Source organism: Allofrancisella frigidaquae (genome assembly GCF_012222825.1).
Lineage (GTDB): Bacteria > Pseudomonadota > Gammaproteobacteria > Francisellales > Francisellaceae > Francisella > Francisella frigidaquae.
Window position 1 is genome coordinate 1,381,079 of the sequence record NZ_CP038017.1, and the last position, 16,201, is coordinate 1,397,279.

Sequence of the window (16,201 nt, forward strand, 5' to 3'; positions counted from 1 at the left end):
ACTTTTTATGAATATTATTATTTAAGCTCAACTTTAGCGCCAGCTTCTTCAAGTTGCTTCTTAAGAGCTTCCGCTTCTTCTTTAGAAGCAGCTTCTTTAACTGTAAAAGGAGTACCTTCTACAGCATCTTTAGCTTCTTTAAGACCTAAACCTGTAACACCTCTAACCGCCTTGATCGCAGCGATCTTATTTGAACCTGCATCAACTAAAACAACGTCAAATTCAGTTTTTTCTTCAGCAGCTTCAGCTGGACCAGCAACTGGACCAGCAGCAACAGCAACAGCAGCTGCAGCAGATACACCAAACTTATCTTCCATCATTTTAACCAAATCACACACATCCATTACGCTCATCTCAGCAACAGCATTTAGGATATCTTCTTTTGTTATAGCCATTTTATAACTCCTATTTATTTAACAATTAATTCTTTGTTTAGCTCTTCTAGTAAGCCAATGCAATTATTTACTATCTCCAACAGCAGCAAATACTCGTACCACCTGAGAAGGAATCTCATTAAGGGTACGAACAAACTTAGTAACCGGTGCTTGCATAACACTAAGTAATGTAGCAAGTGCCTCTTCCCGACTAGGAAGCTTAGCAAAGTCATCTAACTTTTCTGGACCAAACAGTTCACCAGACATAGCTAAATTTTTAACTTCAAAAGCCTTATGGTCTTTTTGAAAGTTTTTAAATAGCTTAGCTGCTGCACCTGGCTCATCCTTAGAAAGAGCAAGAACAAGAGGACCTTTAAGAGCATCTGATAAACACTCAAAATTAGTTCCTTTAATTGCTAAACGTGCTAAGTTGTTACGAACAACCCTTAAATAAACTCCTGACTCACGAGCTTGTTTTCTTAATGAAGTCATTTCATTAACAGTCAAACCACGATAGTCGGCTACTGCCGCAGACAACGCCAAGGACACCTGTTCAGCAACTTCAGCGACAATTGCTTTTTTATCCTCTATTCTAAGTGCCATAATCGACTCCTTATATTGTCTACACTTTTATTTAATTTAACACGATATTTAGACCAAAAAAGGTTGTCAACATCGTCTGCGTAGGATAAATATTAAGCCAAGCAAGCTTAGCTCCTACGGTCTTTAACGTTGTATTCACATACAACCCAAAGAAATTGCAAAGTATTATTCTATATACTTAAATCTGAAAAGTCAACTGCTATTCCTGGACCCATAGTACTAGACACAGAAACTTTCTTCAGATATATGCCTTTAGAAACAGATGGTTTTGCTTTTTTAAGATCAATCAAAAGCTGCTCTAGGTTTTGTTTTAGCGCATCTGAAGTAAAATTAACCTTACCAATAGTTGTATGTATAATACCTGCTTTGTCAACTCTATATCTAACCTGACCTGCTTTAGCATCTCTTACAGCTTTAGCAACATCCATAGTTACAGTACCAACCTTAGGATTTGGCATAAGTCCTTTAGGACCTAAAATTTGACCCAACTGTCCAACCACTCTCATAGAATCAGGAGAAGCGATCACAACATCAAAATTCATATTACCTTTTTTAACCTCATCCGCAAGATCTTCCATACCAACGATATCTGCACCAGCTTCTTTAGCTGCATCAGCAGCAGGACCTTTTGCAAAAACTGCTACTCTAACACTTTTACCTGTACCATTAGGTAACACAGAAGCCCCTCTAACCACTTGATCAGATTTACGAGGATCAACACCTAAAGCAACTGACACATCCACAGATTCAACAAACTTAACTGAAGAAACATCTCTTAAAATATCAAAAGCTTCTGCTACAGGATATTTTTTTTCAGCATCTATCTTAGCTGCTATAGTTTTCATTCTTTTTGAAATTTTAGCCATTACGCAACCCCTTCTACTTTTACGCCCATACTACGAGCACTACCAGCAATAATTCTTACAGCAGCATCTAAATCAGCAGCTGTCAAGTCAGGATCTTTTACTTTAGCAATCTCTTCCAACTGCTCACGAGTAATAGTACCAACAAACTCTTTCGAAGGGTTTGAAGAACCTGATTTTATTTTGACAGCTTTTTTAATCAAATAAGAAGCTGGCGGAGTTTTCAGCTCGAAAGTGAAACTGCGATCGCTATATACAGAAATTTCAACAGGGATAGGCATACCTGGCTCCATACCCTGAGTTTTAGCATTGAATTCCTTACAGAATCCCATAATATTAACACCACGCTGACCTAATGCAGGTCCTATAGGAGGACTTGGATTAGCTTTACCAGCAGCAACTTGCAATTTAATAATAGCTTCTACTTTTTTCTTAGCCATTGTTTTCTCCAAAATTTAGGTTAATAGCACTCATATTATTTAAATATAAGCTCCCCATGACTTAGTTTATTTCTTAAACTAAGACTCTTTTTCAACTTGTGAAAATTCAAGCTCAACAGGCGTAGATCTACCAAATATAGATACAGCCACCCTTAACCTTGATTTTTCATAGTTAACTTCTTCTACCACACCAGTAAAGTCATTAAATGGCCCCTCAAGAACTCTAACCACTTCACCAACCTGATACGACTTTCTAAGTCTTGGCTCAATAGTATTTTTATTACCTTCCATGAAACTAAGAATTTTATCAACTTCTTGCTTACTTAATGGAATAGGCTTACCTCTTGAACCAACAACAGTTAATACTCTAGGAACTGACTTTACAAGCTGCCAAGCATCTGTAGTAAGGTCGGCCTCTACCAAAACATACCCCGGAAAATACTTACGTTCACTTTTACGCTTTTGACCTGCTCTCATTTCTACCACATTCTCAGTAGGAACAAGTATTCTACCAAAACTATTTTCCAAACCAGCTATTTTAATATTTTCTTCCAACTGAGTTTTTACTCTTTTTTCATAACCTGAGTGCACCTGCACGACATACCAAAGCATAATTGTAAACCCCTATTAACCTAGGAAATATTGAATAAATTTTTCAAATACCAAACCAAATATAGATATAAAGATAGCAAAAATGATAACCACCACTATAACCATAGCAGATATAGTCATAGTTTCTTTGCGTGTAGGCCAAACCACTTTGGACAACTCCAGTTTTGAAGCATTAAAAAAAGCCCAAAATCTACGACCCTGATTAGTAAACCTTGCAATAACTAGTGCCACAAGAACAACCACTACGGCAATTGATGTATTATAAGAACTATAATCAAAACCCCAAATACCTGAAGCCATAGTAACCATAACACCCAAAATCACAACAACGGTAGCAGCAAACCACAGCAAAACGTTAAGCGAACTTGAAATCCTTGTCACTTCTGTAGGTTTAGTAGCTCCACTCACCCAAACTTTATTAAAATTTTGACTCTTTTTCACAAGAATGATACTCCTTTAAAACGTAGGGTATAAAATAACACACAGAAAATATAATATCAAGAAAAATAAAAAAGACAGTGAGCAAAATTGCATCACTGTCTTAATTATTTGGCAGGCCAGGAGGGACTCGAACCCCCAACTTGCGGTTTTGGAGACCGCTGCTCTACCAATTGAACTACTGACCTTTTATTTTATTTTACTTTACAACTATTTATTACTCAATAATTTTAGCAACAACACCAGCACCTACAGTTCTACCACCTTCACGGATAGCGAAACGTAAACCCTCATCCATTGCAATTGGGTTAATTAGAGTTATAACCATCTTAATGTTATCACCAGGCATAACCATCTCTACACCTTCCGGTAGCTCAACAGCACCAGTAATATCTGTAGTACGGAAATAGAACTGTGGTCTATAGCCTTTAAAGAATGGAGTATGTCTACCACCTTCTTCTTTAGAAAGCACATAAACTTCAGCTTCAAACTTAGTGTGAGGCTTAATTGAACCTGGCTTACATAATACTTGTCCACGCTCAACATCGTCTCTCTTAAGACCACGAACTAGAATACCAACGTTATCTCCAGCTTCCCCTCTATCTAGAAGCTTACGGAACATCTCCACACCAGTTACTGTAGTTTTTTGAGTAGGACGAATACCTACAACCTCAACTTCATCACCAACGTTTATAACACCACGCTCAATACGTCCAGTTACAACTGTACCACGACCTGAAATAGAGAACACGTCTTCAATTGGTAAAATAAATGGCTTATCAGTATCACGCTCAGGAGCTGGAATATAGTCATCCATAGCTTGAACTAGCTCAACGATCTTCTCAACGTACTTCTCATCACCTTCTAAAGCCTTAAGAGCTGAACCCATAATAATAGGAGTATCATCACCAGGGAACTCATACTGATCTAAAAGCTCACGCACTTCCATTTCTACAAGCTCTAATAACTCTTCGTCATCAACCATATCACACTTGTTTAAGAAAACTACGATATATGGTACACCAACCTGACGAGAAAGTAGAATATGCTCACGAGTTTGCGGCATAGGACCATCAGCAGCAGAACATACTAAGATAGCACCATCCATCTGAGCAGCACCAGTAATCATGTTTTTAACATAATCCGCGTGTCCTGGACAGTCAACATGAGCATAGTGTCTATTTGGAGACTCATACTCTACGTGAGAAGTGTTAATAGTAATACCACGTGCTTTTTCTTCTGGTGCATTATCAATCTCATCAAACCTACGAGCAGAGCCACCGTTTTTTTCAGCCATTACCTTAGTGATAGCTGCAGTAAGAGTAGTTTTACCATGATCAACGTGACCAATTGTACCTACGTTTACGTGCGGCTTCGAACGTTCAAATTTTTCTTTAGCCATTCTTTTATTACTCCATTTTTTTTCAACAAAAAACAAAAAACCAATAATATGGTGCTCACAACCAGACTTGAACTGGTGACCTCTCCCTTACCAAGGGAGTGCTCTACCACCTGAGCCATGCGAGCTTAAATTTTATAACCACGTTTAGGGTGGAGCGGGTGATGGGAATCGAACCCACGCTATCGGCTTGGAAGGCCGAAGTTCTACCATTGAACTACACCCGCATGGTGGAGGGAGCAGGATTCGAACCTGCGAAGGCTGAGCCGTCAGATTTACAGTCTGATCCCTTTGGCCGCTCGGGAATCCCTCCCCTAAAACTTTCTAGAATACTATAAAGTCTATTTGAATAAAAATCAAGCTTTTTGTGCTTGAATCTATAAAGCTTTTTAAGAAAATAACTACTTTAAAATTTTTCTTAAAGAACTAATCACATACTACTACGTTTAAAAATTAATGTAAATATTATTTTGCTATAAAAGGCTTATTTACTAGAAAACCTAGTAATTACTTTTGACATAACCATATTATTTACAATCACAATCTCATCACCAGTTTCGCTACTAAGCTTTGTATACAAAAAGCCTATAGATTTAACAGCACCTACTGAGCCCCCTATATCAACATTATCACCAATCTCAAAGGGTTTACTAAAAGCAAGCATTATGCCAGAGGCGAAAATACTATAAGATGCCTTTAAAGACATTGATATACCAAAAACGATACCTGTCAAAACACCAGTTATAGGAGAAATTGGGACACCTAATTTTGCCAAAGCTACCACAACAACTAAAATTAAAAAAATTACATAGATTAAACTTGCTAGAAACTGAGAGACTGTATTGTCATACTTTTTTAACAAGTTATAAGTTAATGATTTAACATACTTGGATAAGAGTAAACCTGCCACTAGTATAACCAGTGCTACAACCGCATTAGTCCAAAAAAAATTGTCAAAATACTTAATCATTTACTCTCCTCCTATTATAAACTCTCTTTGCTTTGATAAGTATGCAGATTGACATTATACTTATAATAGTTGAAATAATAGCTAGCATCATCGTTTCAACGGTTATAGACTCATCTGTAATAAGTGATAATATGTAATAAACAGAAACCATATCTTCAATTATAAACAAAGCCATGCATATTGCAAAAACATATATACATACCACAAACCTAAATAAAAATGCTGTTAATCCAAGTAGTAATAATACAGGATAAACAATTATCTGTAACGCTTCTATAAATAGCTGACTGGCATCATAAATACACTCAAAATTATAATCAACAGTCAAAACATAAATGATTGAAAACACAATAAAGCTTGTCAAAAACATTGGTGTATCGTTATTTATAAGCTTATCATTAAAGATAATTTCCTCACCCTTAGATTTTGAGAACAATAAACCCACCACTGTCAAAAACCCAGCACCTGAAATAAAACCATCGTAAGAAAAAGTATTTTCCAAATATAAACGGTGAATAACGTACCCATATCCGCCTAAAACCACTAGAAAAATAGCAAAGCAACTCCAAAATGCTACACCCCAATTTTTCTTGTACATGAAGATTTGGGCTAAAATAACACAACAAAAGAATAGTAAGATAGATAAAATAAGTCTTAAAAACTCATCACCAAACATAGGCACATATGTAAAATCACACATTTATTCTAAAGTGCCCCTTGTGCTTTCAATAACAGATAAAAGACCGTTGCTATTACACTACCAACAACAGGACCTAGAATTGGTACCCATGCGTAACTCCAGTGAGATGAACCTTTACTCTGTATAGGCATAACAGTATGAAACAATCTTGGACCAAAATCTCTAGCTGGATTAATAGCATACCCAGTAGTACCACCTAAAGATAAACCTATAGCCATAACGACAAATGCCACTGGGATACCGCCTAAAGCTCCCATATTAATTGCATAAGCTGTTGTTATATTAGAACCTCCAACCTGTATTACAACCCCATGCATAGCTAATATAGCAAACACTAACACAAAGGTTCCTATAACCTCACTCATAAAATTAGAAGGTAGATGTTTAATCGCTGGAGACGTGCAAAATGTCGCCAATTTTAAATCGGCATCAGTTGTAGCAGAATAGTGAGGATAATACATAATCCATACCAGAAATTGACCAATCATAGCACCCATAACTTGGCAAATAACATAAGGGACTACCCAGTTCCATGAGAATTTCCCAGCTATTGCTAGTGAAAGTGTAACAGCTGGATTCATATGAGCCCCACTAATAGGGCCAGCTACCAAGACACCTATAAAAACAGCAAGTCCCCAAGCAAAAGCAATAACAATCCAGCCACTGTTATGTGATTTTGTCTTATTTAAAACTACACCTGCAACTACGCCATTACCCAAAAGGATAAGAATCATAGTTCCTACAATTTCTGCTACACATGCTGCCAACATAATTAGTCCTACCTAAATAATTCCTGCACATCAAAATTTTTAGAAAACTCTATAAACTCCTCTACCTGCTCACTCTGCCAAGCTTTATCTTTTCCAAGCTCTTTAGCCATAAGCTCAGCGACTATAGGCGCTGCTTTGATACTTGCTTTAATATCTAAAAAAGCAGCTCGTGTACGCCTCGCTAACACATCTTCAACTGTTTTAGCTTTTTCACTTCTTACATGGTAAACGACTTCTGCCTGATAGTATGGCAAATCGCTATGCAATAGTTCATAGTTATTCATTTCTTGCTGAATTGCTTTAATATCATCAGCATTTTTTCCATAAACTTTTAGTGGATAACTCTCTTTAGACTCAACAGCATCAATCAATAATTCTTCAGAGGTTTTAGAAGGTTTTTGCGCAATTTTACCACTTTCCATATAATCTAAAGTGTCCTGCCCCATACGTCTAAATATAGTCCACTTACCTCCTACTACCGTAATCAAACCGTCTGCAGACTCAATAATCTCATGCTTGCGAGAAATATTGGCCGTTTTTTTATTTCTTTTAGGCGAAACTAACGGACGCTGACCACAGTATACTGACTTTATATCTGCAATAGTTGCTTTTTGCTTAGCGTATTGGTTAAAGGTTTCTAAAATAAACTCAATTTCTTGTTTATCGGCTTTTGGTTCAATATTGGGAACCTCTTTTTTAATATCCGTAGTACCAACTATCAAATGGTCATGCCACGGCAAAATAAATAACACTCTACCATCCTCTGTTTCTGGGATTAAAATTGCATGCTTGGTTGGAAACTTCTCTCGATCAAAAACTATATGGGTTCCTTGAGCAACTGAAACGTATTTATGAGCCTCTTTTCGCCCTGCTAAGCTTATAATAGTATCACAAAAAGTCCCTGTAGCATTAATAATATGACTTGCTTTAAATTCTCTTCTTTCCTGAGTTAATGTATCGGTAGCTACCACAGTGTCTAATTTTGAATCTGTTGAACTATAAATTTTTTCAACTTTATGATAATTTAAAGCTACACCACCCTTTGATTCAAAAGTTTTCATTAAAGAGATCAAAAGTCTAGTATCATCAAACTGACCATCATAATACACCAAACTTTTTTTAAGTTTAGAGCTTTCTATATTTGGTAGCTCTGCTAAAGTTTGTTGCTTGTTTAGATTATAGCTCTTACCAATCTTGTATTTACCTGACAAAAACTCATATAACTTAACTCCTATTGTGTATTTAATAGTTTCAAAATAACTACGTGTAGGAATAAGATAAGATTGTTTATAAGTCAAATGAGGAGCGTTATGTAAAAATGAAAACCTTTCTTCCAAACCTTCTTTTACAAGTGCAAAATCAAAATTTTCTAAATACCTCAAGCCACCGTGAATAAGCTTAGTAGACTTTGAAGATGTTCCTTTACCAAAATCATATGCTTCCAAAAGTAAAGTTTTATAGCCACGTGAAACAGCTTCTATAGCACACCCAAACCCAGTTGCGCCACCACCAATTATTATTATGTCGTAATTATTCTCCATTTTATTCAGCCCAAGCCTTACTTCTTTCTACTGCCTTTTTCCAACCCTTATAGTCATGAGCAACTGTTTTAGGATCTTTTTGTGGCTCAAAGATTTTCTCGGTAGTCAATATAGTTTTCAGCTCTTCTTTATTTTCCCAAAAGCCAACTGCTAGACCTGCTAAAAAAACTGCTCCTAAACCCGTAATTTCATTGATTTTTGGTTTTGAAATTTCAGACTGAAGAATATCTGACTGGAATTGCATTAAGAAATTATTCTGCACCGCTCCACCATCTACACGTAAGCCAGCTAAATCTAATCCTGTATCATCTTTCATACAATCTAAAACGGCTTTTGCTTGGTATGCTATAGCTTCAAGAGCAGCCCTAATAATATGCTCTCTCTTAGTGTCCCTAGTGATACCAACTATAGTGCCACGAGCATACATATCCCAATATGGAGTACCTAAGCCAACAAATGCAGGTACTAAATATACCCCGTTAGTAGAATCAATTTTGGTTGCATAATACTCACTATCTTCTGCTGAACGAATAAGACCCAAACCATCTCTAATCCACTGAATAACAGCTCCTGCAATAAACACACTACCTTCTAAAGCATAAGTTGGTTTACCATTTTCACCCCACGCGATAGTTGTTAGAAGCCCAGCATCAGAAAATACTGGCTTATCACCAACATTCATAAGTGCGAAACAGCCCGTGCCATAAGTATTTTTAGCCATACCCTTCTCAAAACAGCAATGTCCAAACAAAGCAGCATGCTGATCTCCAGCCACGCCAGCTATTGGAATTTTAGCTCCTGCTAGAGTTTTTTCATCCGTGTAACCGTAGATTTCACTTGAATTTTTCACCTCTGGCAACATAGAAGCTGGAATATCTAAACACTCTAAAATCTTCTTATCCCACTCTAGCGTATTAATGTTAAAAAGCATAGTACGTGAAGCATTACTATAATCGGTTGCATGGATTTTACCACGCGTCATATTCCAAATAAGCCAAGTATCTATAGTACCCATTAGAAGCTTACCAGCATTAGCTTTTTCTCTTGCACCCTCAACATTATCTAAAATCCACTTAACTTTTGTACCAGAAAAATATGCATCCACTACTAAGCCAGTATTTTCTTTAATGTATTTAACTAGTTTCGGATCTTTTTTAATCTCATCACAAATATACGAAGTACGGCGACACTGCCAAACTATAGCATTATAAACAGGATCACCAGTTTCTTTATCCCAAACAACAACCGTTTCACGCTGATTTGTGATACCTATGGCTACAATCTGCTCTGGTTTAACTCTTCCAGACTCAAGAACTTCTCTAACAACACCACTTTGTGTTCCCCATATTTCCATAGGATCATGCTCAACCCAACCACTTTTTGGGTAAATCTGAGTAAACTCTTTCTGAGCAATTTTTCTGATATTACCATTTTTATCAAAGATAATTGCTCGTGAACTAGTTGTGCCTTGATCAACAGCTAAAACAAATTTTTCTGACATTGTTATTTTCAACACTTAGAATTTATATAGAAATTATATATTTAATAGCCCATAGGGTAAATGATGAATTAAAAAAAGTTAATTAGACAATATTGTTATAAAAGTGTAAATTTCTAAATTAATAAGAGCATTTTTTTATAAAAATGAAGAACTTCAGAACCTTTATAATACTAGTTATTGGAATAAGCTTTTATTGCTATGAGTTTTTTTTAAGGATACTAACTGGAGCATACCAAGAACAAATAGTTAACTACTTTAACATAAAAACTCATATTGGCTTTTCATTTTTAATATCTAGTTACAATATAACTTACCTTATAATGCAAATACCAGCTGGTATATTGCTAGATAGATTTGGTAGCAAAAGAATTTTAATCACAGCAACTTTAGTGTGTGGTGCTGGTAACATACTATTTATAGCTGGAGGTTTTAATTTAGCTATAGCTGGTAGACTGTTAGTAGGTATTGGGTCATCATTTGCATTTATAGGAGTTCTAAAACTAACTCTAGAGAATTTTAACCCCAAATACTTTAGCTTCATAACAAGCATTATAATATCGTTAGGAACCTTAGCTGCTGCTTTTTCACAAAACATTAGCGTGCTTATATCCAACTATAATACTTCTTGGATAAATGTTTTTGTATACTCCGGTATGTTTGCACTACCATTAGCTATATTGTTTCAAATATTTTCACCTAAAGAAGTACAAACTGTAAAACTGATGCCAAAATTTAGACAAATTTATAGCGCCAGTAAAAATTTAATAAAAGATAAAAAGCTTTGGGTTAATGCAACTTGGGCAGGCTTGATATATATACCGACTGTGGTTTTAACCTCGCAATATGGAATTTTATATTTTAAACAAGCATATGGTTTTGGTGATATACTTGCAACAGCATTGATAACTTCAATATTTATAGGTTGGGTTATTTTCTCTCCAATAAAAACTCTATTAGCTGATAAATTTGATACAACAAAAGTCATCAATGTTTGCATTTTAGGAGCTATAACAACCGTTATTGTCATAAACTTTGAAATATTAAAAAACTATACGATATTCTTAGTTTTTATTTTTGGTGCATTTTCTGCCTCACAAGTTTTAGTATGGTATTTTTTTAATAAAATATGTCCTCAGAATTTTGCCGCTATAGGGATTGCTATCACAAATATGCTAATTACCTTAGTCACTGAAGTTGGTCAATTAACAGTTGGTTTATCGATCGATATAGGAAATGTCATAAACCTAGCACCTAAAACAAGTATAAGTGTATGCTTAGTTACTTCACTAATACTAGGAGCTATAGTTTTTAAAAAACTCAACATAAAAGATAAAGCTATACCTTGACTAGATTAGCAATATCTGCCAAAAGAATCTTTTGCCCAACGTCAGGGCCAAAATTTACTGTATAAAACTCTTTTGTACCTTGAGCTTGTGATTTAATAAAAATACCTTTACCAAAAATTTTATGAAAAACTTTATCTCCAGATTTGAAGATTTTATTAGTGGGAGAACTTGCTTTTAAAAAATCAAATGGCGAAACACCAAAGTTAGATTTAGCCCTTACTTTAGCTTTAGATAGTTGGTTTTGTTCTTGGCTTAAATGTTCCTCGTCAATCTCAGCTAAAAACCTAGAACAAACTTGGAAACTACTTCTACCAAAAATATTACGTACCTGAGCGTAACTAATAGTTAGAGACACCATAGCCCTAGTAATCGCGACATAAAAAAGTCTCCTTTCTTCAGCAAGTTTTTCTTGAAGTCTTTTTGAATGAGAATTATCAAAAGCTTCCTGACTATTAATAACAGCATTTGGAGGAAAAACACCCTCTTCTGCAGCAACTATAAACACATGTTTAAACTCTAGGCCTTTTGCCGCATGGATAGTCATCAATTGTATACTATCTACTGATTCATCAGCCTGCATTTCACCAGCTTCTAAAACTGCTAAAGATAAAAAATCTTGTAAAATATCACCGTTATCATCAAGCAACTCAATTTGTGGTTCAAAGTCCTTAGCTGCACTTATTAATTCTTTTAAATTATCTATTTTTTGACGATCTTTTTCTGTATCCTTTTCCTCATAAGAAGCTAAAAGCCCACTTTTTGTAATCACGTACTCTAGTAATTTATCTAAACTAAGCTCTTTTATCTGATTAGCGATATCGTCAATTAATTGGATAAAATTTAAAAGCAAACTTGCTGTTCGTTTTGTTACTAGTTCTTTCTGTATAACTTCTAAAGTTGCTTGCTGATATGATAATGAGTTAATATGAGCAAAATTTCTAATTGTATCTAAAGTTTTATTACCTACCCCACGTGTTGGAGTGTTAATGATACGCTCAAAGGCTAAATTATCTGTACTTGTAACTGCTAGTCTTAGGTAAGCCAAAGCATCTTTAACCTCCGCTCTATCAAAGAATCTAAAACCACCATAAATCCTATATGGAATACTAGCATATATACAACTTTCTTCTAGTACACGAGATAAATAGTTAGAGCGGTACAATACCGCAATATCACTATAATTTTCACCATCTTGATGAAGTTTACAGATTTTATCAATTATATATTTGGCTTCTTCTCTTTCATTTACAGCATTGTATACTTGTACTTTTTCACCTTCTTCAGCGGAGGACCAAAGTTCTTTGGACATTCTGTTATTATTATTTTTGATGACAGAATTTGCTGCCTTAAGGATATTTTTTGTTGAGCGGTAATTTTGCTCTAACTTGATTATCTCAACATTGTTTACTTCTTTTACGTAGCTATGGATGTTATCTACTATAGCTCCTCGCCAGCCGTATATTGATTGGTCATCATCACCAACAGCCATAATATAATTATCATCCGTCAGCAAAAGCTTTAACCAAAGATACTGTACATGGTTAGTATCTTGAAACTCATCTATAAGTATATATTTAAATAAATTTTGGTAATATTCTCTTAGTTGAATATTTAAAGAAAATAGCTCATACAAGTAAAGTAATAAATCTGCAAAATCTAAAGCATTATCAAGCTGTAATCTCTCTTCATAAGCCTCATAAATACGGTTAAAGTTTGCATCATATTGTCTAGAAAGTTTATTGCTGCGGGTTGCTTGGTCTTTTTGTTTATTTATAAAGTTTTGAAGTAATTTTGGAGGATATTTTTTATCATCAAGGTCTAAAGATTTTATCACTTTTTTTATAAGTTGAGCTTGCTCTTCTTGATCAAGGATTCTAAAGTTTTTATCTAAGCCAAGTTCATGTGAATGCTTACGTAGTAATCTATGGGCTATGCCATGAAAAGTTCCTATCCACATCCCAAATGTCGAGATTCCAAGCATTTTTTCAACACGCTGCTGAATCTCCTTAGCAGCTTTATTTGTAAATGTAACAGCTAAAATGTTGTCAGCAGCTATACCCTTATCATGGCATAGATAAGCTATCCTTGAAGTAAGAACCTTAGTTTTACCACTCCCAGCACCCGCTAAAATAAGGGAATTACGATCTTCAAGTAGTACAGCTTTGTACTGTTGTGGGTTTAAGCTACCCAAGAAATCTTTTAAAGACATTAGAAAAAAATTATTTTATTAATGGAGATATTTTAGCAGAAAAGAAGTCCTTATAAAAAGTAAATAGGTATTCACTAAACTAAGCTTTTCATATGTGATTAAAATAAAGCTTTTGTAAAACCCTCGGCATTAAAAACTTGAAGGTCATCAATTTTTTCACCAACTCCTATAAATCTAATTGGTAAAGACATTTTTTTGGCTATTGAAAAAACAATCCCTCCTTTAGCAGTTCCATCAAGCTTAGTAATTGTTATACCGGAGAGCTTTACAATTTCATTGAATGCTTCTGCTTGACTAAGAGCATTTCCACCAGTAGTTGCATCTAATACTAACATTACCTCATGGGGTGCTGTATCATCTAGTTTTTTAATAACTTTAACTACTTTTTTAAGCTCCTGCATCAAATTATCTTTATTATGTAATCGACCTGCTGTATCGGCTATCACAACGTCTATATTTTTTGATTTTGCTGAACTAATAGCATCATAAATTACTGAAGCACTATCAGCACCTTCTTTTTGATATATAACTTGAGTATTATTTCTATGACCCCACTCACATAATTGTTCAACTGCGGCAGCTCTAAATGTATCACCAGCTGCTAACATAACAGTTTTCCCTTCAGACTGAAATTTTTTAGTGAGTTTCCCTATAGTTGTAGTCTTGCCGACACCGTTAACTCCTACAACAAGTATTACATATGGAGATTTGCTACTATCTATTGCTAAAGCCTGTTGGCAAGGTAGAAGTATTTCTATAAGTTTCTCTTTGATAATCTGGTTAAGCATGTCTGCTGTTTGTAGCTCATTTCTAGAAATTTTAGTTCTTAGATGAGCGATAATTTCATCTGTTGCTGCAACACCGATATCTGCTGTTAAAAGCTGCATCTCCAGTTCCTCTAAAAGGTCCTCATCCACAACTTTTTGGCCCATTAAAAGAGTATTTAAGCTATTACCAAATTTACTTGCTGTCTTTGACAGTCCAGACTGTAGTCTTGCAAATAAGCCTTTATTGCTTGGTTTTTGATCTAGACTATTATCTTCTGATTGTTTCTTTTTTCTAAAGAGCATTATTAGAACCTTGAAAGTTAGTGTTTATAAGGTTTATATATAAACATAAGTGCTATTCGAAATATTTATCCCTAAGCTTAGCAATTTTTTGATGTAAAGGGTCAAACATACTTACGATATTTTTAGATTTAATAAAATGCACCTCTCCTTCAAAAGCTATTTCATCCCTTGCTCTTGCATAAACTTCCAGTAACTTATAACGCAAATCAATATTATTAGGATCTTTCTCTAAAGAATCTTGAATAGTGATACTAGCCTCGATGTATTTTTCACTATCCAAATATTGCTCCACTAACTCTTTTACATATAGCAATTCTTGTTCAATATTCTCTTTTAAGTCTATCTCTTGGACTGAGTTTTCTGTATTAAATTTAAACTTATCATTAACGCTGGTTTCAAATACTATCCCTTTTTCGGTCTTAACAACTATACTTTTATCATTCTCACCAAACTCTTCTACACCATCACCTGGCGATACATCTAAGCTATCTCTTGGATAAAGCTCTGGTGTTTTTGTAACTGATTCTTCTTGCTTATCTGTAGGATTATCATTAAAAAAATCAAACTCACTTTGTAAAGTTTGCTGTGTTTTGTAAAAATCCCTGTCTGATACTACCGGAGAAATACGCGACATAAGATGATCTCTCTTTCTCTTTGATATAAGTGCTAGTTCTAGCTCTTTTTTAGAACTTATATTTTCCCATACTTTCTTTGCCACAAAAGATAACACAACCAAAATCAGTAAACTTAAAATTAATTTAAATATGCTGAAAAATGTAGTTCCCCCCCCTTGCTCACTACTGGAATCTTCCGTCGTTTGGATATTTCTGGAGTCTAGACTATCACTATATACAATAGTTGAAGTACTATCGTCAGGGATCAAAGAGGGTATTGTTGCTTGACTACTAATTACGTTTTCTGCGGTACTTATGTTTTCAGCAGACGAACTTGTATCTATCGTTGGTCTATCGCCAAGCTTTTGTTCGGCTGTGTTTATTACTGTTGGTAAATTTTGGTTACTAGTTGAATTATCTTGTTGGCTTTCATTTTCATAAGAACCTTGCAAAATTTGATTTCTAGCAAGCGCCAAACCATCTTCAACCTCTGATTTTGTTGTTGGTAAAGCTAACTTATCACCAATTTTTATTCTATTATCAACAATACCAGGTATTTCAGCTTTATTTATACCTCTAATAGCATCTGTTAATTCTGAGCTACTAACACCATCGATAACGTGTGATTTTGCTATCTTATACAAATAGTCACCTGGTTTAACAGTATATATTTCCATCCCAAACGATATATTAGTAACAGCTACAACAACGCTTGCTACGAAAATTTTCTTAACACTTGCCAGCATCTAAC

Annotated in this window: 16 protein-coding genes and 4 tRNA genes; 1 reads left to right on the forward strand and 19 read right to left on the reverse strand. The window is 35.0% G+C overall.

Features of this window, described 5'->3' with window-relative positions; genetic code table 11:
• Positions 1 to 17: 17 nt before the first annotated feature.
• The 16 genes from rplL to glpK all read right to left on the reverse strand — a co-directional run bounded on the left by rplL (position 18) and on the right by glpK (position 10,211).
• Positions 18 to 395 carry a 50S ribosomal protein L7/L12 gene (gene rplL / locus E3E15_RS06490; protein WP_035720133.1) on the reverse strand — a complete coding sequence of 126 codons (378 nt, stop codon included), beginning with the start codon at positions 393 to 395 and terminating at the stop codon, positions 18 to 20.
• Between the two features lie 63 nt (positions 396 to 458).
• A complete protein-coding gene (rplJ, locus tag E3E15_RS06495; protein ID WP_035720135.1) occupies positions 459 to 977 on the reverse strand; it encodes a 50S ribosomal protein L10 in 519 nt (172 codons plus the stop codon).
• Positions 978 to 1,147: 170 nt separating this feature from the next.
• On the reverse strand, positions 1,148 to 1,843 hold the full coding sequence (gene rplA / locus E3E15_RS06500) for a 50S ribosomal protein L1 (protein ID WP_035720137.1): 696 nt from the start codon (positions 1,841 to 1,843) through the stop codon (positions 1,148 to 1,150).
• Positions 1,843 to 2,280 (reverse strand): 50S ribosomal protein L11, encoded by a 438-nt coding sequence (gene rplK / locus E3E15_RS06505; protein WP_035720138.1) that lies wholly within the window; start codon positions 2,278 to 2,280, stop codon positions 1,843 to 1,845. The genes rplA and rplK overlap by 1 nt, the downstream gene beginning before the upstream one ends.
• Before the next feature lie 78 nt (positions 2,281 to 2,358).
• Positions 2,359 to 2,892, reverse strand: coding sequence for a transcription termination/antitermination protein NusG (gene nusG, locus E3E15_RS06510; protein WP_035720141.1), 534 nt, complete (start codon positions 2,890 to 2,892; stop codon positions 2,359 to 2,361).
• A 15-nt stretch (positions 2,893 to 2,907) separates the two neighbouring features.
• Entirely contained in the window at positions 2,908 to 3,333 is a 426-nt protein-coding gene (gene secE / locus E3E15_RS06515) for a preprotein translocase subunit SecE (protein ID WP_172107037.1), read from the reverse strand.
• Positions 3,334 to 3,442: 109 nt separating this feature from the next.
• A tRNA-Trp gene (locus E3E15_RS06520) sits at positions 3,443 to 3,518 on the reverse strand.
• A gap of 29 nt (positions 3,519 to 3,547) precedes the next feature.
• Entirely contained in the window at positions 3,548 to 4,732 is a 1,185-nt protein-coding gene (gene tuf / locus E3E15_RS06525) for an elongation factor Tu (RefSeq protein WP_039123801.1), read from the reverse strand.
• 49 nt (positions 4,733 to 4,781) lie between these two features.
• Positions 4,782 to 4,857 (reverse strand) — tRNA-Thr (locus E3E15_RS06530).
• Between the two features lie 25 nt (positions 4,858 to 4,882).
• Positions 4,883 to 4,956, reverse strand: a tRNA-Gly gene (locus tag E3E15_RS06535).
• A 1-nt stretch (position 4,957) separates the two neighbouring features.
• Positions 4,958 to 5,042: transfer RNA gene (locus tag E3E15_RS06540), tRNA-Tyr, on the reverse strand.
• Positions 5,043 to 5,213: 171 nt separating this feature from the next.
• The gene (locus tag E3E15_RS06545) at positions 5,214 to 5,699 is read right to left on the reverse strand and encodes a mechanosensitive ion channel family protein (protein ID WP_035720155.1); all 486 of its coding nucleotides are present in this window, start codon (positions 5,697 to 5,699) and stop codon (positions 5,214 to 5,216) included.
• The gene (locus E3E15_RS06550; RefSeq protein ID WP_172107038.1) at positions 5,692 to 6,399 is read right to left on the reverse strand and encodes a hypothetical protein; all 708 of its coding nucleotides are present in this window, start codon (positions 6,397 to 6,399) and stop codon (positions 5,692 to 5,694) included. Before E3E15_RS06550 ends, E3E15_RS06545 begins: the two co-directional genes overlap by 8 nt.
• 5 nt (positions 6,400 to 6,404) lie before the next feature.
• Complete coding sequence (locus tag E3E15_RS06555; protein ID WP_172107039.1) at positions 6,405 to 7,169, reverse strand: MIP/aquaporin family protein; 765 nt, start codon at positions 7,167 to 7,169, stop codon at positions 6,405 to 6,407.
• A gap of 8 nt (positions 7,170 to 7,177) precedes the next feature.
• On the reverse strand, positions 7,178 to 8,710 hold the full coding sequence (locus E3E15_RS06560; RefSeq protein ID WP_172107040.1) for a glycerol-3-phosphate dehydrogenase/oxidase: 1,533 nt from the start codon (positions 8,708 to 8,710) through the stop codon (positions 7,178 to 7,180).
• A gap of 1 nt (position 8,711) precedes the next feature.
• Positions 8,712 to 10,211, reverse strand: coding sequence for a glycerol kinase GlpK (glpK, locus tag E3E15_RS06565; protein ID WP_172107041.1), 1,500 nt, complete (start codon positions 10,209 to 10,211; stop codon positions 8,712 to 8,714).
• A 143-nt stretch (positions 10,212 to 10,354) separates the two neighbouring features.
• On the opposite strand from glpK, the gene E3E15_RS06570 reads away from it, so the two are divergent.
• The gene (locus E3E15_RS06570; protein ID WP_172107042.1) at positions 10,355 to 11,557 is read left to right on the forward strand and encodes an MFS transporter; all 1,203 of its coding nucleotides are present in this window, start codon (positions 10,355 to 10,357) and stop codon (positions 11,555 to 11,557) included.
• Here the strand turns inward: E3E15_RS06570 and E3E15_RS06575 are convergent.
• From E3E15_RS06575 to E3E15_RS06585, 3 genes are all read right to left on the reverse strand, one after another.
• Entirely contained in the window at positions 11,547 to 13,766 is a 2,220-nt protein-coding gene (locus E3E15_RS06575; RefSeq protein WP_172107043.1) for a UvrD-helicase domain-containing protein, read from the reverse strand. The genes E3E15_RS06570 and E3E15_RS06575 overlap by 11 nt on opposite strands.
• A gap of 98 nt (positions 13,767 to 13,864) precedes the next feature.
• A complete protein-coding gene (gene ftsY / locus E3E15_RS06580; protein ID WP_035720167.1) occupies positions 13,865 to 14,836 on the reverse strand; it encodes a signal recognition particle-docking protein FtsY in 972 nt (323 codons plus the stop codon).
• A 52-nt stretch (positions 14,837 to 14,888) separates the two neighbouring features.
• Entirely contained in the window at positions 14,889 to 16,196 is a 1,308-nt protein-coding gene (locus E3E15_RS06585) for a LysM peptidoglycan-binding domain-containing protein (protein ID WP_035720169.1), read from the reverse strand.
• Positions 16,197 to 16,201: the final 5 nt, after the last annotated feature.